The 19803-nt window shown below is 71.2% G+C and carries 20 protein-coding genes; 10 read left to right on the forward strand and 10 right to left on the reverse strand.

Annotated elements, in window-relative coordinates; genetic code table 11:
* Positions 1-7 precede the first annotated feature (7 nt).
* Positions 8-442 (reverse strand): hypothetical protein, encoded by a 435-nt coding sequence (locus OG580_RS22300; RefSeq protein ID WP_267045432.1) that lies wholly within the window; start codon positions 440-442, stop codon positions 8-10.
* Positions 443-567: 125 nt separating this feature from the next.
* On the opposite strand from OG580_RS22300, the gene OG580_RS22305 reads away from it, so the two are divergent.
* On the forward strand, positions 568-1344 hold the full coding sequence (locus tag OG580_RS22305; protein ID WP_267045433.1) for an alpha/beta fold hydrolase: 777 nt from the start codon (positions 568-570) through the stop codon (positions 1342-1344).
* 139 nt (positions 1345-1483) lie between these two features.
* Positions 1484-2008: a MarR family winged helix-turn-helix transcriptional regulator gene (locus tag OG580_RS22310; protein ID WP_267045434.1), complete on the forward strand. Its 525-nt coding sequence runs from the start codon at positions 1484-1486 to the stop codon at positions 2006-2008.
* 132 nt (positions 2009-2140) lie between these two features.
* Here OG580_RS22310 and OG580_RS22315 read toward each other — a convergent pair whose 3' ends face one another.
* The 5 genes from OG580_RS22315 to OG580_RS22335 form a co-directional block, all read right to left on the reverse strand.
* Positions 2141-2899 (reverse strand): succinate dehydrogenase iron-sulfur subunit, encoded by a 759-nt coding sequence (locus OG580_RS22315; protein ID WP_267045435.1) that lies wholly within the window; start codon positions 2897-2899, stop codon positions 2141-2143.
* Positions 2899-4653: a succinate dehydrogenase flavoprotein subunit gene (gene sdhA, locus OG580_RS22320; protein WP_125744985.1), complete on the reverse strand. Its 1755-nt coding sequence runs from the start codon at positions 4651-4653 to the stop codon at positions 2899-2901. Before sdhA ends, OG580_RS22315 begins: the two co-directional genes overlap by 1 nt.
* A gap of 25 nt (positions 4654-4678) precedes the next feature.
* A complete protein-coding gene (locus OG580_RS22325) occupies positions 4679-5152 on the reverse strand; it encodes a succinate dehydrogenase hydrophobic membrane anchor subunit (protein ID WP_267045436.1) in 474 nt (157 codons plus the stop codon).
* 8 nt (positions 5153-5160) lie between these two features.
* Positions 5161-5541: a succinate dehydrogenase, cytochrome b556 subunit gene (gene sdhC, locus OG580_RS22330; RefSeq protein WP_015035721.1), complete on the reverse strand. Its 381-nt coding sequence runs from the start codon at positions 5539-5541 to the stop codon at positions 5161-5163.
* A gap of 192 nt (positions 5542-5733) precedes the next feature.
* Positions 5734-6360 (reverse strand): 2-oxo-4-hydroxy-4-carboxy-5-ureidoimidazoline decarboxylase, encoded by a 627-nt coding sequence (locus OG580_RS22335; protein WP_267045437.1) that lies wholly within the window; start codon positions 6358-6360, stop codon positions 5734-5736.
* Positions 6361-6521: 161 nt separating this feature from the next.
* Here OG580_RS22335 and OG580_RS22340 point away from each other — a divergent pair, with 161 nt between their 5' ends.
* The 3 genes from OG580_RS22340 to OG580_RS22350 all read left to right on the forward strand — a co-directional run bounded on the left by OG580_RS22340 (position 6522) and on the right by OG580_RS22350 (position 9553).
* Positions 6522-8153 (forward strand): glycoside hydrolase family 20 protein, encoded by a 1632-nt coding sequence (locus tag OG580_RS22340; RefSeq protein WP_267045438.1) that lies wholly within the window; start codon positions 6522-6524, stop codon positions 8151-8153.
* 127 nt (positions 8154-8280) lie between these two features.
* On the forward strand, positions 8281-8940 hold the full coding sequence (locus tag OG580_RS22345; RefSeq protein ID WP_267045439.1) for a DUF4328 domain-containing protein: 660 nt from the start codon (positions 8281-8283) through the stop codon (positions 8938-8940).
* 40 nt (positions 8941-8980) lie between these two features.
* Positions 8981-9553 (forward strand): hypothetical protein, encoded by a 573-nt coding sequence (locus OG580_RS22350; RefSeq protein WP_267045440.1) that lies wholly within the window; start codon positions 8981-8983, stop codon positions 9551-9553.
* Positions 9554-9634: 81 nt separating this feature from the next.
* Here the strand turns inward: OG580_RS22350 and OG580_RS22355 are convergent, their stop codons facing one another.
* Complete coding sequence (locus tag OG580_RS22355) at positions 9635-10390, reverse strand: Clp protease N-terminal domain-containing protein (protein WP_267045441.1); 756 nt, start codon at positions 10388-10390, stop codon at positions 9635-9637.
* 407 nt (positions 10391-10797) lie between these two features.
* Here OG580_RS22355 and OG580_RS22360 point away from each other — a divergent pair, with 407 nt between their 5' ends.
* Together OG580_RS22360 and OG580_RS22365 are read left to right on the forward strand one after the other, a co-directional pair.
* On the forward strand, positions 10798-11547 hold the full coding sequence (locus OG580_RS22360; protein ID WP_267045442.1) for an RNA polymerase sigma factor: 750 nt from the start codon (positions 10798-10800) through the stop codon (positions 11545-11547).
* The gene (locus OG580_RS22365) at positions 11547-12644 is read left to right on the forward strand and encodes a hypothetical protein (RefSeq protein ID WP_267045443.1); all 1098 of its coding nucleotides are present in this window, start codon (positions 11547-11549) and stop codon (positions 12642-12644) included. Before OG580_RS22360 ends, OG580_RS22365 begins: the two co-directional genes overlap by 1 nt.
* Positions 12645-12836: 192 nt before the next feature.
* Here OG580_RS22365 and OG580_RS22370 read toward each other — a convergent pair whose 3' ends face one another.
* A complete protein-coding gene (locus tag OG580_RS22370; protein ID WP_267045444.1) occupies positions 12837-13724 on the reverse strand; it encodes a L,D-transpeptidase family protein in 888 nt (295 codons plus the stop codon).
* Positions 13725-13968: 244 nt separating this feature from the next.
* Between OG580_RS22370 and OG580_RS22375 the strand changes: the two genes are divergently transcribed.
* The 3 genes from OG580_RS22375 (at position 13969) to OG580_RS22385 (ending at position 17158) form a co-directional block, all read left to right on the forward strand.
* Positions 13969-15549 carry a methylmalonyl-CoA mutase gene (locus OG580_RS22375; RefSeq protein WP_267045445.1) on the forward strand — a complete coding sequence of 527 codons (1581 nt, stop codon included), beginning with the start codon at positions 13969-13971 and terminating at the stop codon, positions 15547-15549.
* Between the two features lie 67 nt (positions 15550-15616).
* The gene (gene leuE / locus OG580_RS22380) at positions 15617-16273 is read left to right on the forward strand and encodes a leucine efflux protein LeuE (RefSeq protein ID WP_267045446.1); all 657 of its coding nucleotides are present in this window, start codon (positions 15617-15619) and stop codon (positions 16271-16273) included.
* Between the two features lie 63 nt (positions 16274-16336).
* Entirely contained in the window at positions 16337-17158 is an 822-nt protein-coding gene (locus OG580_RS22385) for a MerR family transcriptional regulator (protein ID WP_267045447.1), read from the forward strand.
* A 90-nt stretch (positions 17159-17248) separates the two neighbouring features.
* Here the strand turns inward: OG580_RS22385 and OG580_RS22390 are convergent, their stop codons facing one another.
* Positions 17249-18577, reverse strand: a complete 1329-nt coding sequence (locus tag OG580_RS22390) for an alpha-2,8-polysialyltransferase family protein (RefSeq protein WP_267045448.1) — start codon at positions 18575-18577, stop codon at positions 17249-17251.
* Positions 18574-19668 carry a glycosyltransferase family 2 protein gene (locus OG580_RS22395; RefSeq protein WP_267045449.1) on the reverse strand — a complete coding sequence of 365 codons (1095 nt, stop codon included), beginning with the start codon at positions 19666-19668 and terminating at the stop codon, positions 18574-18576. Before OG580_RS22395 ends, OG580_RS22390 begins: the two co-directional genes overlap by 4 nt.
* Between the last annotated feature and the right edge of the window lie 135 nt (positions 19669-19803).

The following is a 19803-nucleotide window of genomic DNA, read 5'->3' on the forward strand; positions in this document are numbered from 1 at the left end:
GGGCCCCTCAGGCCTGCGGCGCGGGCGGGGCCCAAGGGCCGCCCTTGGGGGTGGTGGTCCAGCCCTGCGGGCCGACCGGCGGCACCTGCTCGCGCTCCATCACGCCCCGGCGACGGATCTTGTTGAGCACGTACACGTTGCCCAGGTGCATCACGCCGAGGACGAGCAGGACCACCCCGAGCTTGACGGAGAGGGCCTCGAAGAGCGCGCGGGCGTCGAGGACGGCCTCCTCCTGACCCAGGTAGAGGGCGACGAAGCCGAAGTTGACGAGGTAGAAGCCGACCACGAGGAGGTGGTTGACGGCTTCCGCGAGCTTCTCGTTCCCGTGCAGGACGTCGGCGAGGAAGATCCTTCCGTTGCGGCTGAGCGTGCGGGCGACCCAGACGGTCAGCGCCACGCTGATCAGCAGGTAGACGATGTACGCGATGACAGTGAGGTCCATGCCCCACCCTCCCTTGAACGCGTTCAAAAGCTGTTGGGCATGACTGTAGACCTACTCTTGAACGTGTTCAAGTCGCTTGTTCAAAGCAGTGGCCGCCCCCTGCCCACCCGCCCTAGGATCACCGGGTGACGCTCTCTCATGACCTGGCCGGCCAAGGCCCCTCGACCGTCGTCCTTCTGCACTCCGGGGTCTGCGACCGCCGCATGTGGGACGGGCAGTTCTCCGCACTCGCCGAGGCGGGCCACCGTGTCGTCCGCTGCGACCTCCGCGGCTTCGGCGAGTCCCTCATAGACGCCCCGCACACCCACGCCGACGACGTCCGGGACCTCCTGGACCACCTCGGCGTCGACAGCGCCGCCGTCGTCGGCTCCTCCTTCGGCGGCCGTGTCGCCCTGGAGTTCGCCGTCCGCAACCCCGACCGCGTCTCCGCGCTCGCCCTGCTCGCCTCCGCTGTCCCCGGCATGCAGCCGAGCGACGACCTGCGGGCCTGGGGAGCCCGCGAGGACGTGCTCCTCGAGGCCGGCGACATCGACGGCGCCGTCGAGCTCAACGTCGACACCTGGCTCGGCCCCGAGGCCGACGACGCCGCCCGCGCCCGCGTACGGGAGATGCAGCGCCGCGCCTTCGACATCCAGCTGACCGTCCCCGACGAGTTCTCCCCGATCCACCCCGAGGTCACCCGGGAGGACCTCGCCCGGATCGAGGCGCCCGCCCTCGTCGTCGTCGGCGGCCACGACGTGCCCGACTTCCGGGCGATCGGCGACGACCTCACGAGCCTTCTGCCCGCAGCCCGCCGGGTCGACCTCGACTGGGCCGGGCACCTGCCGGCCCTGGAGCGCCCGGACGAGACCGCCCGACTGCTCGTCGACTTCCTCGCGGAGACCTCCGCCCCGACCCCCTAGGGGGTCCCGGCGTAGGCGCCGCACCGCTCTTCGCGGCGCAGCGCCTGCGCGGCACCCACCGGATCACCGCTGGTGAACACCCTGACGCCACGGCCGAAGGGAACGGGAGCGAGCCCGATCGCCGACGTACGATCCCGTCATGCCGCTCCCCGAGGAACCGCGTGCCCCCCGCGAACCCCGTGACTGGACCGACGAGCACGTCGCCCACTGGCAGCCCGTCCTGCCCGACCTCGACCCCGTGGTCGAGGGCGCCGTCACCCGGATGAAGAAGCTCTCCGTCCACCTCCGCCGGGTCAGGGAGCAGTCCCTCGTCGACTTCGGCCTGGAGCGCCACGAGTTCGACACCCTCCACAGGCTCGCCGGCCGCGGCGGCACCGCCGCCCCCTCCGAGCTCGCCCAGGACCTCGACCTCGGCCCCGCCTCCGTCTCCGGCCGCCTCGACGCGCTGGAGAAGCGCGGACTCGTCCGCCGTACCACCGCCACGACCGACCGCCACAGGGTCGTCGTCGAACTCACCGACTCCGGTCACGGGGCCTGGCTCGGCGCGATGGAGGTCCTCGGCCGTGAGGAGGTCCGCCTCCTCGGCGTCCTCGCTCCCGAGGAGCGGGCTCAGCTCAACGACCTGCTGCGCCGGGTCCTGATCGAGACCGAGCGGACGGAGTGACCGAAGCCGGCGCCCGGCATCGCCGGGGTCGTGAACGGCGGGCTCCGCTCGGCCGCCCCGCCGGACACGACAAAGCCCGCTCCCGCACGCGCGGTGGCGTACGGAAGCGGGCTCTGGCAGCCGGCGGAGACGTCAGAAGCGACGCGTGATCAGCGCACGCTTGACTTCCTGGATCGCCTTCGTGACCTCGATGCCACGCGGGCATGCGTCGGTGCAGTTGAACGTCGTGCGGCAACGCCACACGCCGTCCTTGTCGTTCAGGATCTCCAGGCGCTGCTCGCCCGCCTCGTCACGCGAGTCGAAGATGAAGCGGTGCGCGTTGACGATCGCGGCCGGACCGAAGTACTGGCCGTCGTTCCAGAAGACCGGGCAGGACGACGTGCACGCGGCGCACAGGATGCACTTGGTGGTGTCGTCGAAGCGCTCGCGGTCCTCGGCGGTCTGCAGGCGCTCGCGCGTCGGCTCGTTGCCCTTGGTGACCAGGAACGGCATGACGTCCCGGTACGCCTGGAAGAAGGGCTCCATGTCGACGACAAGGTCCTTCAGCACCGTCAGGCCCTTGATGGCCTCGACCGTGATCGGCTTGTCGGGGTTGAGGTCCTTGATCAGCGTCTTGCAGGCGAGCCTGTTCTTGCCGTTGATCCGCATCGCGTCCGAGCCGCAGATGCCGTGCGCGCACGACCGGCGGAAGGTCAGCGTGCCGTCGACGTCCCACTTGATCTTGTGGAGGGCGTCGAGGACGCGCTCCTTCGGGTCGATCTCGATCTGGAAGTCTTCCCAGACCGAGGCGTCCGAGATCTCGGGGTTGAAGCGGCGGATCCGCATCGTGACCGTGATGTACGGGGAGGCGGCGGACTCCGCCTCGACCTTGTCCAGTACGGGGGTAGCCATCAGTACTTACGCTCCATCGGCTGGTAGCGGGTCTGGACGACCGGCTTGTAGTCGAGACGGACGGTCTCGGAGCCGTCCTCGCCGACCTCGCGGTACGCCATGGTGTGGCGCATGAAGTTGACGTCGTCGCGGTTCGGGTAGTCCTCGCGGTAGTGACCGCCGCGGGACTCCTTGCGCGCCAGGGCCGAGACGGCCATGACCTCGGCCAGTTCGAGCAGGTTGCCCAGCTCGATCGCCTCAAGGAGGTCCGTGTTGAAGCGCTTGCCCTTGTCCTGGATGGACACGTTCTCGTAGCGCTCGCGCAGCTCGGCGATCTTCTCGACGGCCGTCTTGATCGTCTGCTCGGTACGGAACACCATCACGTTGGCGTCCATGGTCTCCTGCAGCTCGCGGCGGATGTCCGCCACGCGCTCGTGACCCGTGGAGTTGCGCAGCTTCTCGATCGTCGCGACGACGAGGGACTCCGGGTTCTCCGGCAGCTCGACGTAGTCGTGCTTGGCGGAGTACTCGGCGGCGGCGATGCCGGAGCGCTTGCCGAAGACGTTGATGTCGAGCAGCGAGTTGGTGCCGAGGCGGTTGGCGCCGTGCACCGACACGCAGGCGACCTCGCCGGCCGCGTACAGACCCGGGACGACGGTGGTGTTGTCCGAGAGGACCTCACCCTCGACGTTGGTCGGGATGCCGCCCATGGCGTAGTGCGCGGTGGGCTGGATCGGGATCGGGTCCGTGTACGGCTCGATGCCGAGGTACGTACGGGCGAACTCGGTGATGTCCGGGAGTTTGGCGTCGAGCTGCTCCGGCGGAAGGTGCGTCAGGTCCAGGTAGACGTGGTCGCCCTCGGGACCGCAGCCGCGGCCCTCGCGGATCTCCGTGTAGATGGAGCGGGAGACGACGTCACGGGACGCGAGGTCCTTCATGACCGGCGCGTACTTCTCCATGAAGCGCTCGCCGTCCTTGTTGCGGAGGATGCCGCCCTCACCGCGGGCGCCCTCCGTCAGCAGGATGCCCATGCGCCAGATGCCCGTCGGGTGGAACTGGAAGAACTCCATGTCCTCCAGGGGCAGACCGCGGCGGTAGCACGCGGCCTGGCCGTCACCGGTCAGGGTGTGGGCGTTGGAGGTCACCTTGAAGAACTTGCCGGTGCCGCCGGACGCGTAGATCACGGCCTTGGCCTGGAAGATGTGGATCTCGCCGGTGGCCAGCTCGTAGGCGACGACGCCCGCGGAGTGCTTCACACCGTCGACCTCGACGATGAGCTGGTCCAGGACGTAGAACTCGTTGAAGAACTCCACACCCTCCTTGACGCAGTTCTGGTACAGCGTCTGGAGGATCATGTGGCCGGTGCGGTCCGCGGCGTAGCAGGACCGGCGGACCGGGGCCTCGCCGTGGTTGCGGGAGTGACCGCCGAAGCGGCGCTGGTCGATGGTGCCGTTCGGGGTCCGGTTGAACGGCAGGCCCATCTTCTCCAGGTCGAGGACGGCGTCGATGGCCTCCTTCGCCAGGATCTCGGCGGCGTCCTGGTCGACCAGGTAGTCACCGCCCTTGACCGTGTCGAAGGTGTGCCACTCCCAGTTGTCCTCCTCCACGTTGGCGAGCGCGGCGGCCATGCCGCCCTGCGCCGCGCCCGTGTGGGAGCGGGTGGGGTAGAGCTTCGTCAGGACGGCGGTGCGGCTGCGCTTCGTCGACTCGATGGCGGCGCGCATGCCGGCGCCGCCGGCGCCGACGATGACGGTGTCGTACTTGTGGATCTTCATGACGTGGATTACCTCAGCCCCGTGCCTAGCGGATGTTCGGGTCGAAGGTGAAGATCACCAGCGTGCCCAGAAGGATGGTGAACACCGTGGCGGTGTACAGCAGGCCCTTGAGCCACAGGCGCGTGTTGGCCCGCTCCGCGTAGTCGTTGATGACCGTACGGAGGCCGTTGGCGCCGTGCAGCATGGCGAGCCAGAGCATCAGCAGGTCCCAGACCTGCCAGAACGGGGACGCCCAACGGCCGGCCACGAAGGCGAAGCCGATCTTGGAGACGCCGCCGTCGAGGAAGAGCTGGATCAGCAGGTGGCCGAGGACCAGGACGACCAGGACCACGCCGGAGAGGCGCATGAAGAGCCACGCGGCCATCTCGAAGTTGCCGCGGGTCGCCTTCGGCGTCTTGCCGGTGCGCTTGCGCGGGGCCTCGATGTACGGCGCGGGGTTGTCCACGTCGTAGTGGGCCCCCTCGACGGGGCCGATCGCGGAGGTGGTGTCAGCAGACATATCTGGCGTCAGCTCCCGAACAGTTCACGTGCGGCGTGGCCGAGGACGGGGTACAACGAGCCCGCCATCAGCACGACCCAGATGCCCACGACGGTCCAGAGCATCTGCTTCTGGTAGCGCGGGCCCTTGGACCAGAAGTCCACGGCGATGACACGGAGACCGTTCAGCGCGTGGAAGAGGATGGCGGCGACGAGGCCGTACTCCAGAAGAGCGACGATCGGCGTCTTGTAGGTCGCGACGACCTCGTCGTACGCCTCGGGGGAGACGCGGACGAGAGCGGTGTCCAGCACGTGTACGAACAGGAAGAAGAAGATGAGGACGCCGGTGACTCGATGAGCCACCCAGCTCCACATTCCTTCCCGGCCGCGGTACAGCGTTCCAGCCGGCACGGAAAAACCCTCCGGGAGCGGGGATCAGGGTCGGCCGGCTTCTCTGTCGGTCTGACCCGGCCGGGTACGGTCCACCGGCCCCGGTCATCGTAGCGACGACTTGTCGGTTCGCTCGCGCGGGGGCCATCGGTGTGATCAAACAGGCACGGACGGGCTATCCCACAAGCCGAAATCGCCCTGTTCCGGTCGGAATCACGCTTCGGAGTGTCGGAGCGTGAGGCCCTCGGACAGACGGAAGGCCAGCCGGGCGCGGGCGAGCCGCCTCAGTTCGTCGGCGGCGATCACGCGCTCTTCCTCCGGTTCGTTGCCGAGACGTGACCGAATGCCTGCCAATACCTGGTCGAGACGCTCCCCGGGCCGCACTCCTTCGAGGCTGATCACGAACGCGTGTCCGAAGCTGCTCTCGTACGCGGCGTGGGCGGCCCGCAGCGCGGTCCGCGCCGCCGACGGGGCGTCGGGGTGCGGCAGGGCGGAGGACTCGGCGGCCAGTGCCCCGTCGAGGTCGGCGCGGGACAGGTCGTAACCGGCCTCGTCGGCGGCGGCGAGCAGGGCGTCGACGGTCGGGTACGGGCGGTGCGCCGCCACCCGTTCGGCCCAGCGGGGGCTGTGGCAGCAGGAGAGGAGCAGGGTCTCGGCCTCGGCGGGCGAGGCCGCGTTGAAACGCGTGAGCCCGTGGGTCGAGGCCTGGGGATTCGGGCCCTTGTTCTGGGCAGGTATGGCAGGCGTGTCCGTGGAGCCCGGTTTCCGGTAGGGGGCGTGGGTGTCGCTGGTCAGCGTGGGCTCCGGTACTCCGGGACGGGTGGGGTGGGCGTAACGCAACGTTATCGACGGGATGAGGGAAGTGTCCGACGGATGCGCGAATTTCACCCGGAAGGGAGAGTTTCGGAACACATGATGGACGATCGCGTTCCGGACCGTCCTGTCCCGCCCGGTTCCGTCCCCCGATTGGCCGGACCGCCATCCGTACGGGAGGATTCCGAATGATGCGGTACTCCATACGGGTGCCCCGCCGGGGCCCCGCACTTCTGGCGACCGCGGTGGCGCTGGCCACCGTGGCGGCCTGTTCGAACGGATCTCCGTCCGGAACGCAGCCGCCCTCCTCTCCCTCCGGCGGTACGTCGACGAGCGCCGCGCCCACCAGCGTGCCCCCGCCCTCGCCGACACCCACGCCGACGCCGACCCGGACGTACCCGCTCTCCTCGGCGCCCCGCACCGTCCCCGCCGTCCGCGACCACGAGGCCGCCCGCGGCCCCGGCTGGAAGCCCGCGCCCGCCGCCGGGATCGTCCTCGGCCCGAACAGCGCGGGCCTCGCCGACGAGGGGAGACTGCTCGCCGGCGAGCTCGGCGTCCCGTACCGCGGCGCCGTCGCCGCCGGACCCGGGGACGTGGAGCTGGCGCTGGGGGCGAAGGGCGCCCCCGAGTCGTACACGCTCGCCGTCCGCGACGGCCGGGTGCGGATCAGCGGGCCCGACGAGGCCGGGGTCTTCTACGGCACCCGCACGCTCAAGCAGTCGGTCAGGGCGACCGGCGCGATGCCCGAGGGGACGGTCACCGACCGGCCCGCGAAGCCGCAGCGCGGGCTCATGGTCGACATCGCCCGCAAGCACTTCACCGCCGCCTGGATCGAGGACCGCATCCGCGAGATGGGCGACCTCAAGCTCAACCAGCTCGGTCTGCACTTCTCCGACGACCAGGGCTTCCGCGTCGCCTCCGACAGCCACCCCGAGGTCGTCTCCGCCCAGCACCTCACCAAGGCGGAGGTGCGGCGGATCCTCGCGCTCGCGGCGAGCCGCCACATCACCGTCATCCCGGAGATCGACTCGCCGGGACACCTCGGCGCCGTCATCGCCGCCCACCCGGACCTCCAGCTCACCAGCGCGAGCGGGCGGGCCCCCCGCGGGGCCGTGGACATCTCCGACCCCGACTCGGCCCGGATCGTCGACGATCTGCTGCGCGAGTACACGCAGCTCTTCCCCGGCGCGTACTGGCACCTCGGCGCCGACGAGTACGTCGCGCTCATGTCCCAGAACCCGGAGGCAAGCTATCCGCAGCTGGCGAGCGCCGCCCGGGCGAAGTACGGGGCGTCCGCCCGCGTGCAGGACCTGGCCACCGGCTGGCTCAACGACCGCGCCGCCGTCGTCCGGCCCACCGGCAAGACCCTCAAGGCGTGGAACGACGGCTTCTTCCCGGGGGGCGTGGTGAGCGCCGACCGGGACATCGAGGTCGAGTACTGGACCGGCAAGGAGATCGGCGCCCGGCCGCCCACCGCGTACCTGAGCGCGGGCCGCAAGCTGGTCAACCTCAACGACGAGTACCTCTACTACGTCCTGGGCCAGCCCAACGACTTCACGTACCCCACCGGCCGCCGCATCTACGAGCAGTGGACCCCGCTCGTCGTCCGCGGCACGACCCCGGTCCCGGCGCGGTACGACCCCCAGATCCTCGGCGCCCGCTTCGCGGTCTGGTGCGACCTGTCGGGCGCCCAGACGCAGGCGCAGGTGGCGGACGGGATCCGGCTGCCGCTGGCGGCGCTGGCGCAGAAGGTGTGGGATCCGGCGAAACCGACGCTGACCTGGGACCAGTTCCGGGCGCTGGCGGCGAAGGTGCGCTGAGGCGACCTGACATTCCCCGTGGACGTGGCCGTTCCGGGTCGCGTACGTTCCCCCGGCGGCGGCCGCGCGGCCGCCGCCGGCGCCTCGGGGAGGGGCGCCGCACGTTCCTGGGGGGAACCGCACACCCATGCAGCTCCGCAATCCGAACGGCCTCTCGTATGCCGTGATCGTCCTGCTCGCGCTCAACATCGTCTTCGACCTGGTGCTCGCCGCCTCCGAGATCCGGGCGCTGTCCGGTCCGGACGAGGCCCTCTGGGCGACGACCTTCGTCGGGATCAACCTGAATCTCGCCTACAGCGTGGCCTTCACCCTGTACGTGGCGACCGGGATCGTCTTCATCGTCTGGTTCCACCGGCTGCGGAAGAACGCCGAGGTCTGGGCCGGTGACCTGCAGAGCCGGAAGCCGGGCTGGGCCATCGGCGGCTGGTTCATCCCCATCGCCAACCTCTGGATCCCGCGGGGAGTCGCCGTCGACATCTGGCGGGCCAGCCGCTGGCAGCCGCACGCCGCCGTCGGCAGGGGTGAGCTGGTGCTCCTCAACAGCTGGTGGACGGTCTGGGTCGCCTGCATGGTCGTGGACCGGATCGCTTCGCAGCTATACAAGCAGGCGGTGACCGCCGACGCCCTCACCACCGCCGCGACCTGGTCCCTCGCCGGTTATCTGCTGGACGCCGCCGCCGCCGTCCTCGCGATCCTCTTCGTCCGGCGTCTGACCTCTATGCAGCAGGCCAAGGCCACTGGCATGATTCCGGCCGCAGTGACGAAAACGCACCCCTCGGCGCAGTAGGGGACGTACTGCGTCCGCATACGGTGGCGAGGAGGCGTCCATGACGTCGGCGACGAGCCGGAGCCTGCTGGAACTGATCGACGGGGCCGACGAGCGAGGTCTGGCCGCGGCCGGTCTCGCCTGCCTCGACCGCTGTCTGCCGCTGCTCGCCGCCGACCGCGGGGACACCCTGCGGCCCGTGTGGGCGGCCGTCGCGCGCGGCGACGGGGGAGCGTGGGGCGAGGCCGCGGCCAAGGCCCTCGCCGAACTGGACGCCGAGGATGGCGAGGACGGCGACGGTACGGGAGGGGACGTACGCGCCATGCTGGCGACCGCCCCGCCCGACTGGACGGTCGAGGCCCTCCGCACCTGGGCCGGTGCCTGCTCCGTCACCGCCCTCGCCCTGCACGGCCGGTTCGACGCCGCCGGGGTGCCGGACGGGCTCGTCGAGCGCTGCCGCGCCGGGGACCCGACCGGTGCGGGCCCGCTGCTCGCCGGGGAGGTCCGCCGCCAGCAGGCCGTCCTCGAATCGGCCGCCCACGGCCCGACCGGTCTGCGCCGGGCCCGTGAACTCTCCGTCGAGGGCGGCCGGGTGCTGCGCGCGGTCGTCTCGCGCAGGGCCCGCACCGCCTGACCGGCGGCATGACAGGCCGACGGCCTGACGGTCCGACCGTCAGGTCGTCAGGTCGTCCGACCGTCAGGTCGACCGTCGGTCTCAGGACTCCTGGGCGGAGTCCGGGGCCGGGGTCTGGATCGTCACCGAGGCGATCGTCTCGGCGATCTCCCGCTCCGCCGTGGCCTTGTCGAGCCCGAGCCCGGTCAGTACGCCCGTGCCGTCCTCGTGCTCCAGGAGCGCCAGCAGGATGTGCTCGGTGCCGACGTAGTTGTGCCCGAGGCGCAGGGCCTCGCGGAACGTCAGCTCCAGGACCTTCTTCGCCGCCGCGTCGTACGGGACGAGCGCGGGCGCCTCGGCGACGGCCGGCGGCAGGGTCGCGGCGGCGGCCTCGCGGACCTGGTCGAGGGTCACGCCCCGCGAGGTGATCCAGTGCGCCGCGAGCCCCTCGGGCTCGGCGAGCAGGCCGAGGGCGAGGTGGGCGGGGAGGATCTCGTCGTTTCCGGCGGCCGTGGCCTCGTTCTGGGAGGCCATGACCACGTTCCGGGCCCGGGGGGTGAAGCGGCTGAACCCCGCGTTCGGGTCCATCTTCTCCGCGTCCGGCTCCTTGGGGACGAAACGCTTCTGGGCCGCCTGGCGGGTGACGCCCATGCTGCGGCCGATGTCGGTCCAGGAGGCGCCGGAGCGGCGGGCCTGGTCCACGAAGTGGCCGATGAGGTGGTCGGCGACATCGCCGAGGTGGTCCGCCGCGATGACCGCTCCGGAGAGCTGATCCAGGGCGTCCGGGTGGACCTTCTTGATCGCTTCGATGAGCTCGTCGAGACGGACGGGAACGTTCAGGCCGGCTGGATTCGTCATGAGGCAACCCTAGGTTGACACCCCCGCACTGTCAACCATCGGTTGACAGTGAAAAGGGTGCAGTGCGCCCAGCCCGTGCAGAGGGAGAAAGGGGGGAGGAGGTGAGGGGGAAAAGGGAGACGACCGGGGCCGCCACCCCCCACAGGAGAGGCCCCGGTCGTCATCCACGGAGCCGCAGCACGGCTCCGTACTCCATACAGCGCCAGGGGTGCGTTTTCTGTCACACCGGCACGTGCACCCGCACGTGCATGCGAGCCCGCCTCCGGAGGTTGCGAGTTGTACAAAGACTCGGGACTGCGTGGACGCGGTGCCGGGGCACGACGTAGCGTGCAGGTGCGCGAGGCAGCGTGGCGGATGTGACCAGCCGCGACGACGCGACGACGCGACCGACGAACAGGGTTTGGGGAGTGCTGGGGGACGACGCGGAGCTGACCGCCGCGGTGCTCGCTGCGCAGGACGGGGACGAGAACGCGTTCCGTACTGTGTATCGCGCCGTGCATCCTCGGTTGGTCGGCTACATACGCACACTGGTCGGCGACGGCGACGCCGAGGATGTCGCCTCGGAGTCCTGGCTCCAGATCGCGCGCGACCTCGACCGCTTCAGCGGTGACGCGGACCGGTTCCGAGGCTGGGCGGCCCGTATCGCCCGCAACCGCGCCCTCGACCACATCCGGATGCGCGGCAGGCGCCCCGCCGTGGGAGCCGACGAGACCGAACTCACCGACAAGCCCTCCGCGTCCGACACCGCGGACGAGGCACTGGAAGCCCTGGCCACCAGCCACACCATGCACCTGATCGCCCAACTCCCACAGGACCAGGCCGAGGCCGTCGTCCTGCGCGTCGTCGTCGGCCTCGACGCCAAGAGCGCCGCCGACACCCTGGGGAAGCGCCCCGGTGCCGTACGGACCGCCGCGCACCGAGGCCTCAAGAAGCTCGCCGAACTGCTCGGGGCCGACGCGGCGGCCGGCGCGGCGGCCGGAACGGCCGTCGGGGCTGCGGGTGGGGCGGCCGAGGAAGCCTCGGAGGGAGTCGCCGGCGGGACCGGCGAAGACGTCGTCCCCCTGGACGCCGTCCCTCCGCAACGCGGGCGCGGGCCGGGGCCCGGGAGCCCCGGCGGTGTGACGCATTCACGTCCGCGTACGCAGAAGGACATGTGATGGCCGACGAGCGCTACCAGTGGCTCGACCAGGAGGCCGCGGAGCGGCTGCTCCGTGGCGAGCCGGTCGACGCCCTCGACGACCCCGCGCGGTCCGAGGCCCGGCGCCTCGCGGAGGCCCTCGACTCGACCCGTACGCGCTCCGTGTCCCAGGCCGCTCTCGCCGCCCGGACCGAGCTGCCCGGCGAGGCGGCCGCGCTGACCGCCTTCCGCGAGGCCACCGCCGCCCGCGCCGCCCGCGCGACGGCCGTGGCCGCGGGCGGGACCGCCCACGCCGAACTGGGACGGGTCCGGCTCGCCCCCGTCACCGCGCCCGCGCGCCGCTGGGGACGTTCCGTCCGGTACGGCCTTGCCGCCGCGGTCGCCGCCGTCACGGTCGGCGGGGTCGCCGTCGCCGCCGGTACGGGCATGCTGCCCCTGACGGGCCCCGAACCCGCGTCCTCCGTCACGGCCGTGGACGGCCCGGACCCGGTCGCCTCCGGCTCGTCCGGCATACGGAAGGACCCCGAGGTGCCTTCCCGGGGACCTGACGGCGACGACGGCTCACCGGGCTCGTCCCCCTCGGCCCCGCACTCCTCCCTCACCTCTCCCTCCTCGACCGCGTCCCCCTCCGTCTCCTCCCCGCCGGACATCCGGCCCACCCCGGACCCGGGCAGGACGACACCGGCCCCGGGTGGCACCAAGGGCGGGTCGGACGTGAAGGAGAAGGCCCTCAAGGCCTGTCAGGACTACCGGGCGGGCCGGCTCGACGCCGAGGGCCGCCGGCAGCTCGCGAGCACCCTGCGCAGTGGCGAGACCCTGCGCAGGTACTGCGACCGCATCGTCTCCGGCGGTACGGGCGGTACGGGCGATTCCGGTACGTCCGCCGAGCCCCGCGAGGGCGGCAAGGACGACGGCAAGGACGACGGGAAGAGCGACGGGGACGGGGACGGGAACGGGAACGGCGGCGGCAGCGGTGACGCGCCGGTCGACGGCAGGCGTTCGCCCGCGGCCGGCGGCGTCGGCGAGCCCACGACCGGCGGCGCGGGCGACACCACGAACGGCACCGGCGAGCGCCGGGACAGCGGCGCCGAGGACCAGGACAAGACCCGCCGCTGAGCCCGTCCCGCTCCAGGTGTGACACTTTTCGGGCCGTCGGCGCAGTACTGAGTGAGCCGACTGGTCATCGGCCGCGCGACGAGCCGGGGTTCCCCCCGTACCTACGGCTCCGCGCACCGGCGCGGGTGGGGCACGTTCCCCCGGTCCCACCCGCGCCCCTTCTCCTTCCAGGGCCTGCCGGCCTCCTCGGACCTACCAGTGGACGACGACCTTGTCGCCGACCTTCACCTGGTCGAAGAGGGCCGAGAGCTTCGCCCGGTCCCGGACGTTGACACAGCCGTGCGAGGCCCCGTTGTAGCCGCGGGCCGCGAAGTCCGCCGAGTAGTGCACCGCCTGGCCGCCGCTGAAGAACATCGCGTACGGCATGGGCGTGTGGTAGATCGTCGACGTCCACGTACGGGCCTTCCAGCCCACGCTGAACGTGCCCTCGCGCGTCGGGGTGTTCTCCGAACCGAAGCGGACGTCCATCGACGAGACGACCTTGCCGTCGATCATCCAGGCGAGGGTCCGGCTCTCCTTGCTGATGCACAGCACCCGGCCGGTCATACAGCGCGCATCCGGGGTGTCCAGCTTGTTCGTGGTCGACGGCTTCAGCTCGTCGGCGGTCGGCTTCCGGCTGGCCGCGAGCAGCCGCTGCCAGGTCGTCTCGTCGACGGAGCCCGTCGGCGGCAGCCCCTGCTTCTTCTGGAACGCCGTGACCGAGCCCGCCGTCATCGTCCCGTAGAAGCCGGTGGGGGCCCGGTCGAAGTGGCCGAGCTGCCGCAGCCGCGCCTGGAGCTCGCGCACCTGCTCGCTCTCGTCGCCGTCGCCCATGAGGGCCTTGGGCGTCGGCGCCCCCGTGGTGGGAGTGGCGGAGGGGGACGGCGGCTTGCCGTCCGTCGTCGGAGTCGGCGCCGTCGTCGGGTCGGCGGTCGGTCCTGTGGACGTCGGGTCGGCCGTCGGGCCGGTCGTCGTCGGCGCCTTCGGCGACGGGCTCGCGCTGCCCCCCGGGTCGGACGCCTGCGGCGTACAGCCCACGGCGATCACCACCGCTGCCGCTGCCAGTACCGCTCTGTGTATGACCGACGAAGACCGCTTCATGGTTGCCCCCCGGGACGAGTCGTGTGTACGTAGGGATGCTTCCCGCGCGCGTGCGGTTGCGCACGGGTGTACGGAAGGCGGAAGCATGTACGCGGAAGGCGCCGGCGCGTACGAGGCAAGGGGAAGCGCGCAGGTTGTGAGCAAGGTCCCAGCGTGCTGCCCTCCACCGGCCGCACGCCCGCCGCTACAGTCCGTCGCGAGGGTCGGTACCGCTGAGCAGCAGGTCTATCGGGAGGCACAACACATGGCGCGCGAGTCGGAGTCGGGGCTGCCCATCGAGCCGGTCTACGGGCCGGAGGCTCTGGAGGGATGGGATCCCGCCGAGAAGCTGGGCGAGCCGGGTTCGTACCCCTTCACTCGCGGCGTGTACCCGTCGATGTACACCGGCCGGCCCTGGACCATGCGCCAGTACGCGGGCTTCGGCACCGCCGTCGAGTCGAACGCCCGCTACAAGCAGCTGATCGCGAACGGCACGATGGGTCTGTCGGTCGCCTTCGACCTGCCGACGCAGATGGGTCACGACTCGGACGCGGCGATCTCCTCGGGCGAGGTCGGCAAGGTGGGTGTCGCGATCGACTCGATCGACGACATGCGGGTCCTGTTCGACGGGATTCCGCTGGACAAGGTCTCGACGTCGATGACCATCAACGCCCCCGGCTCGCTGCTCCTGCTGCTGTACCAGTTGGTCGGTGAGGAGCAGGGCGTCCCGGCGGACAAGCTGACGGGCACGATCCAGAACGACGTGCTGAAGGAGTACATCGCCCGGGGCACGTACATCTTCCCGCCGAAGCCGTCGCTCCGTCTGATCGCGGACATCTTCAAGTACTGCAGGACCGAGATCCCGAAGTGGAACACGATCTCGATCTCGGGCTACCACATGGCGGAGGCGGGGGCCTCGCCCGCGCAGGAGATCGCGTTCACGCTCGCGGACGGCATCGAGTACGTCCGTACGGCCGTCGCGGCCGGCATGGACGTGGACGACTTCGCGCCGCGCCTGTCGTTCTTCTTCGTCGCCCGCACGACGATCCTGGAGGAGGTGGCGAAGTTCCGTGCCGCCCGCCGGATCTGGGCGCGCGTGATGCGGGACGAGTTCGGCGCGAAGAACCCGAAGTCGCTGATGCTGCGCTTCCACACGCAGACCGCCGGTGTCCAGCTCACCGCCCAGCAGCCCGAGGTCAACCTCGTCCGCGTCGCGGTCCAGGGCCTCGCGGCCGTCCTCGGCGGTACGCAGTCGCTGCACACGAACTCGTTCGACGAGGCCATCGCGCTGCCGACCGACAAGTCCGCCCGCCTCGCGCTCCGTACCCAGCAGGTCCTCGCCTACGAGACGGACGTGACGGCGACGGTGGACCCGTTCGCCGGCTCGTACGTCGTCGAGAAGATGACCGACGACGTGGAGGCCTCGGCCCTGGAGCTGATGGCCAAGGTCGAGGAGATGGGCGGAGCGGTCGCCGCGATCGAGCGCGGTTTCCAGAAGGGCGAGATCGAGCGCTCGGCGTACCGGATCGCGCAGGAGACCGACAGCGGCGAGCGGGTCGTCGTCGGCGTCAACCGCTACACGATCGACGTCGAGGAGCCCTACGAGCCCCTGCGCGTCGACCCGGCGATCGAGGCCCAGCAGGCCGAGCGCCTCGCCCGGCTGCGGGCCGAGCGCGACCAGGCGGCCGTGGACGCGGCGCTCGTGGAGCTGAAGAAGGCGGCCGAGGGCACGGACAACGTCCTCTACCCGATGAAGGACGCCCTCAGGGCCCGCGCCACCGTCGGCGAGGTCTGCAACGCCCTCCGCGAGGTCTGGGGCACCTACGTCCCCACCGACGCCTTCTAGGAGCTCTCCAGGCCCCGTAGACGCAGGTCACAGCGGAGTGTCGTACCCATGTGCGACACTCCGCTCCATGCTGGGTGTCATCGATCTGCCGACCTATCTCGCGGGACTCGTCCTCATCATCCTTCTGCCGGGGCCGAACTCGCTGTACGTGCTGTCCGTCGCCGCCCGCAAGGGCAGCCGGACGGCTTACAAGGCCGCCGCCGGGGTGTTCACCGGCGACGCGGTCCTCATGACGCTCGCCGCACTCGGCGCCGCCTCGCTCCTCCAGACCACCCCGCTCCTCTTCATGATCGTGAAGTACGCGGGCGCGGGCTATCTGACCTGGATGGCCATCGGCATGCTGCGGGCCGCCTGGAGCATGTGGCGCACCCGCCACGAGACGACGGACGAGGAGCCGGAGCAGGCCACCGTCGGCGCCCCCGGCGAGAACCCGTACCGCCGCGCGCTGATCATCAGCCTCTTCAACCCGAAGGCGATCCTCTTCCTGATCTCCTTCTTCGTGCAGTTCGTGGACCCGGCGTACGCCTACCCGGCCCTGTCGTTCCTGGTGCTCGGCACGCTGCTCCAGATCGGCAGCTTCCTCTACCTCACGATGCTGATATTCGGCGGGACGCGGCTCGCGGCCGCGTTCCGGAGCCGCCGGCGGCTGTCCGCCGGGGCGACCTCGGCGGCGGGCGCGCTCTTCCTCGGCTTCGCCGCGAAGCTCTCGTTCGGCAGCGCCTGACCCCCGACACGCAGCCTTCGCCTTGACCCTGACACGGTGTGAGGGCGTTCCGTAGGAGTCGTCATGTTCACCATCGGAGACTTCGCCCGGCACGGGCGGGTGTCGGTCCGGATGCTGCGCCACTACGACGCCATCGGACTGCTGCGCCCGACCCGGGTCGACCCGCACACGGGCTACCGCTTCTACACCGCGGAGCAGCTCGCCCGGCTCAACCGTGTCATCGCGCTCAAGGACCTCGGCTTCACCCTCGAACAGGTGGGGGCGATCCTCGACGAGCAGATCGACGCGGACGAGCTGCGGGGAATGCTGCGTCTGCGCCGGGCCGAGCTGGAAGCGGCCCTGGAAGCGGCGCGGGCCCGGCTCGCCCAGGTCGGCGCGCGTCTCCGAGCCATCGAGACGGAGGGACGCATGTCCACCCAGGACGTCGTCGTCAAGAAGATCCCCGCCGTGCGCGTCGCCGAGCTGAGCGCGGTCGTACCGAGCTTCGGCCCGCACGACATCGGCCCGGCCATCGGTCCGCTGTACGAGGAGCTGTGCGGCCGCCTGGAGGCCGCGGGCCTCACCGGCTTCGGTCCCGGGATCGCGTACTACGAGGACGCGGGCAAGGGGGACGGCTCGGTCGTCGTGCACGCCGCCATGACGGTCCCCGAGGGGACGTCCGTGGAGGGCGTCGAGGTGCGCGTCCTGCCCGCCATCGAGGAGGCGGCGACCATCGTCCACCGGGGCTCGATGGACGACATCCTGCCGACCGTGCAGACCCTGGCCCGCTGGATCGAGACGAACGGCTACGCGTCGGAGCACTACGCGCGCGAGCTCTACCTGGAGTGCCCGGACGACCGGTCGCGGTGGGTGACGGAGATCCAGGAGCCGATCGTCCGCGCCTGATCGGAGGCGGCCCCCGGGCCGTGGAGACGTACGGGCGAGCCCGGGACCCCCGCACGGGTCCCGGGCTCGCCGCTGTCGGGCCGCCGGCTCCTACTTCCGCAGTGCCTTGCGCAGCCGCAGGGCGCGGCGCGCCAGGCGGCGGACCCGCGGGTGCCGGGGGACGGGAAGACCGCCCGGCAGGTCGAGGACGGTGAGGCGCCGCCGGGTGAAGTGGTGCCGGGTGCGCTCGACGTGCGGGCCCGACAGGTGCCGTGCCGCGGCCTCCCACAGATCGGCCCGAATCTTCGGCTGCATCGCGAAGCCGACGGCCGCGACCAGGTCGTTCAGCGCGGCCACGTCCGGGTCCGGGCCGCCCGGCTCGTCCGTGCCGCCCTCCTCCAGGGGCGGGACGACCGCGTCCACGACGGTCAGCGGGATCCGGTTGCTGTTCTGGAACGGGGTGAGCCGCTCCAGGAGGGTCCCCGTGCCGACGCGGGCGACCGGCAGCCCGTAGAAGGAGCGTGCCGTGAGCAGCGCCGTCGAGAAGCAGCCGACGACGAGGGCGGGCCGCGCCTCGCGGTAGAGCACCTCGGCGAGGACGGGCCGGTCCTCGACGGTCAGTACGGCACCGAGCCGCTCCGCCTCGCGCACCAGCGTCCGCGACCCGGAGTCCGGGGCCGTCGGGTGTGGCTTGAAGACGAGCCGGCGGTGGCCTCGGGCGACCGCGCCGCGGACCATCCGGAGGTGCAGCTCCTCCTCCTCGGCGGCGGTGAGCAGGTTCAGAGCGGTGAGGTACTGGCCGAGGAGCAGCGCGGGGCCCTCGTCCGACGCCCCCGTGACCGGCCCGGACAGCTCCTCGACGACCTTGGTGAACGCCTCCGCCGGTACGGTCTCGGGCACCGCCCCGAACTCCGCGAGCAGCAGCGGCGTGAGCCCGGGGACGAGGTCGAGGTGGAGCAGTCGGCGCATCCGCCCGCCGATCAGCGGGTCGATCTTGTTACGGGTCGGCCCGTAGCTCATCAGACCGTCGGCGTACACGGTGACGGGCGCCTCGGGCAGCAGCTGCGCGATGGCGAGCGCCGGGGTCACCTGGGGGGACTCCAGGGCGAGTTCGACCCGGTCGTCGCCGAGCTCCCAGAGCCGCCGCAGATGGCGCTGGAGCATCGGCAGGTCGCTCGCGCGGGGGGTCCAGCCCGCGGGGTGGAGCGGGGAGATCGTCTCGTTCCAGGACAGTACGGAGTCGAAGCGGCCGCGCAGCCGCTCGAAGCCCTCGGCCTCCTGGACGGTCGGGGTCGTCTCGGGCACGGCCGCGTTGTCGGTGACGAGGAGGATGCGGCGGTCGGCCGGGCCGAAGCAGCCGCTGTCGAGCGCGGCGGCGAGCGTCGCCACTCCGTAGAAGGTGGAGGCGCAGAAGATCTGGGTGGTCCGACGGGCGCTCATGCCGCCACCTCCGGGGAGGCGTTCGCCGCAGTGGACACGGGGGCGGAGGCGGAAGCGGGGGCGGAGGGCGAGGTGGAGGCCGCCGTCACCGTCACCGAGACCGGCACCGGGTCCGGCGTCGCCGGCGGTGGCGCCGGACGCCTCCTCCGCAGCTTGCGCAGCATCGTCGCGCGGTCCCCGCCCATCGCCTTGAGGGCGTCGTCGAGGACCCCCTGCGGCATCCGTCGCAGCGCGCCCGCACTCATCGCCGTCAGCTGACGTGCCACCTCGGGCTCGAATCGTCCGATGCCGCCGATGTGATGGGAAATCAGCGCGCAATAGGTGCGAACGGCCTTGGGGAGAAGTCGGTCCGCGTCCGGGTCCTTCGATGTCTCCTCGATCACCTGGTCGAATGCGCGGATGAAATCCAATTGCCGGATGTCGCCGATCTGGGTGAGTGAGGTCGCGACCCCGCGCCGATAGAAGACGCCGAGCTCTCCGATCGCCGCGAACGATTCCGCCTCGCGGTGCAGCTTCCAGATCCAGGGCCGGTCCTCGGCGGTCCGCAGCCCGTGCGGGAAGTGGAGCAGCCCGCGTTCCAGGAGCCGCCGGTGGTAGATCCCGGCCCATGCGTACGGATAGTCGACCGAGGTCGTCCGGTGGGCCGGCAGTATCGCGTCGCGGGGGCTGAACACCTCGCCGCGGCGGGGGACCGGAGCCCGGCGGACGGCGCGGTCGCGGCCGGCGACGGAGACGTGGTCGGTGCGCAGGAAGTCGCAGCGCAGCTCGTCCATGGCGGCGACGAGCCGCCCGTAGTAGCCGGGGGAGAGCCAGTCGTCCCCGTCGAGGAAGGTGAGGTACTCGCCGCGGGCCGCGTCGAGCCCGGTGTTACGGGCCGTGGCGAGGCCCTCGTTGCGCTCGTGCCTGAGCAGGACGGCACCCGGGACGTCACGTACGGCCCGTTCGAGGATCTCCGGCGTGCCGTCCGACGAGCAGTCGTCGACCAGCAGGAACTCGAAGTCCTCGCGGGCGTTGGCACGCAGGCTTGCGAGGGTGTCGGGGGCATATGTCTGCACGTTGTAGAACGGCACGACCACGGAGAGCTTGACCACGCGGCCGACGCTAGGTGCCGACCCGGCATTCCCCCCGACCGGTGGGGGGACATTCGGTGAACACCAAGAGGCGGGCCGCTTAACCGCCTTTCGACAAAAGGGAATCGGGCCTTGATCATCGCGATTTCGGCCTTT

Source organism: Streptomyces sp. NBC_00094 (assembly GCF_026343125.1).
Classification (GTDB): Bacteria; Actinomycetota; Actinomycetes; order Streptomycetales; family Streptomycetaceae; genus Streptomyces.

Coding starts and splice junctions, on each gene's coding strand:
- OG580_RS22390 (WP_267045448.1), bottom strand. CDS start 18,577: ATGAGCGCCCGTCGGACCACCCAGATCTTCTGCGCCTCCACCTTCTAC.
- OG580_RS22325 (WP_267045436.1), bottom strand. CDS start 5,152: ATGTCTGCTGACACCACCTCCGCGATCGGCCCCGTCGAGGGGGCCCAC.
- OG580_RS22310 (WP_267045434.1), top strand. CDS start 1,484: ATGCCGCTCCCCGAGGAACCGCGTGCCCCCCGCGAACCCCGTGACTGG.
- sdhA (WP_125744985.1), bottom strand. CDS start 4,653: ATGAAGATCCACAAGTACGACACCGTCATCGTCGGCGCCGGCGGCGCC.
- OG580_RS22370 (WP_267045444.1), bottom strand. CDS start 13,724: ATGAAGCGGTCTTCGTCGGTCATACACAGAGCGGTACTGGCAGCGGCA.
- leuE (WP_267045446.1), top strand. CDS start 15,617: ATGCTGGGTGTCATCGATCTGCCGACCTATCTCGCGGGACTCGTCCTC.
- OG580_RS22385 (WP_267045447.1), top strand. CDS start 16,337: ATGTTCACCATCGGAGACTTCGCCCGGCACGGGCGGGTGTCGGTCCGG.
- OG580_RS22350 (WP_267045440.1), top strand. CDS start 8,981: ATGACGTCGGCGACGAGCCGGAGCCTGCTGGAACTGATCGACGGGGCC.
- OG580_RS22300 (WP_267045432.1), bottom strand. CDS start 442: ATGGACCTCACTGTCATCGCGTACATCGTCTACCTGCTGATCAGCGTG.
- OG580_RS22340 (WP_267045438.1), top strand. CDS start 6,522: ATGATGCGGTACTCCATACGGGTGCCCCGCCGGGGCCCCGCACTTCTG.
- OG580_RS22355 (WP_267045441.1), bottom strand. CDS start 10,390: ATGACGAATCCAGCCGGCCTGAACGTTCCCGTCCGTCTCGACGAGCTC.
- OG580_RS22365 (WP_267045443.1), top strand. CDS start 11,547: ATGGCCGACGAGCGCTACCAGTGGCTCGACCAGGAGGCCGCGGAGCGG.
- OG580_RS22345 (WP_267045439.1), top strand. CDS start 8,281: ATGCAGCTCCGCAATCCGAACGGCCTCTCGTATGCCGTGATCGTCCTG.
- OG580_RS22375 (WP_267045445.1), top strand. CDS start 13,969: ATGGCGCGCGAGTCGGAGTCGGGGCTGCCCATCGAGCCGGTCTACGGG.
- OG580_RS22315 (WP_267045435.1), bottom strand. CDS start 2,899: ATGGCTACCCCCGTACTGGACAAGGTCGAGGCGGAGTCCGCCGCCTCC.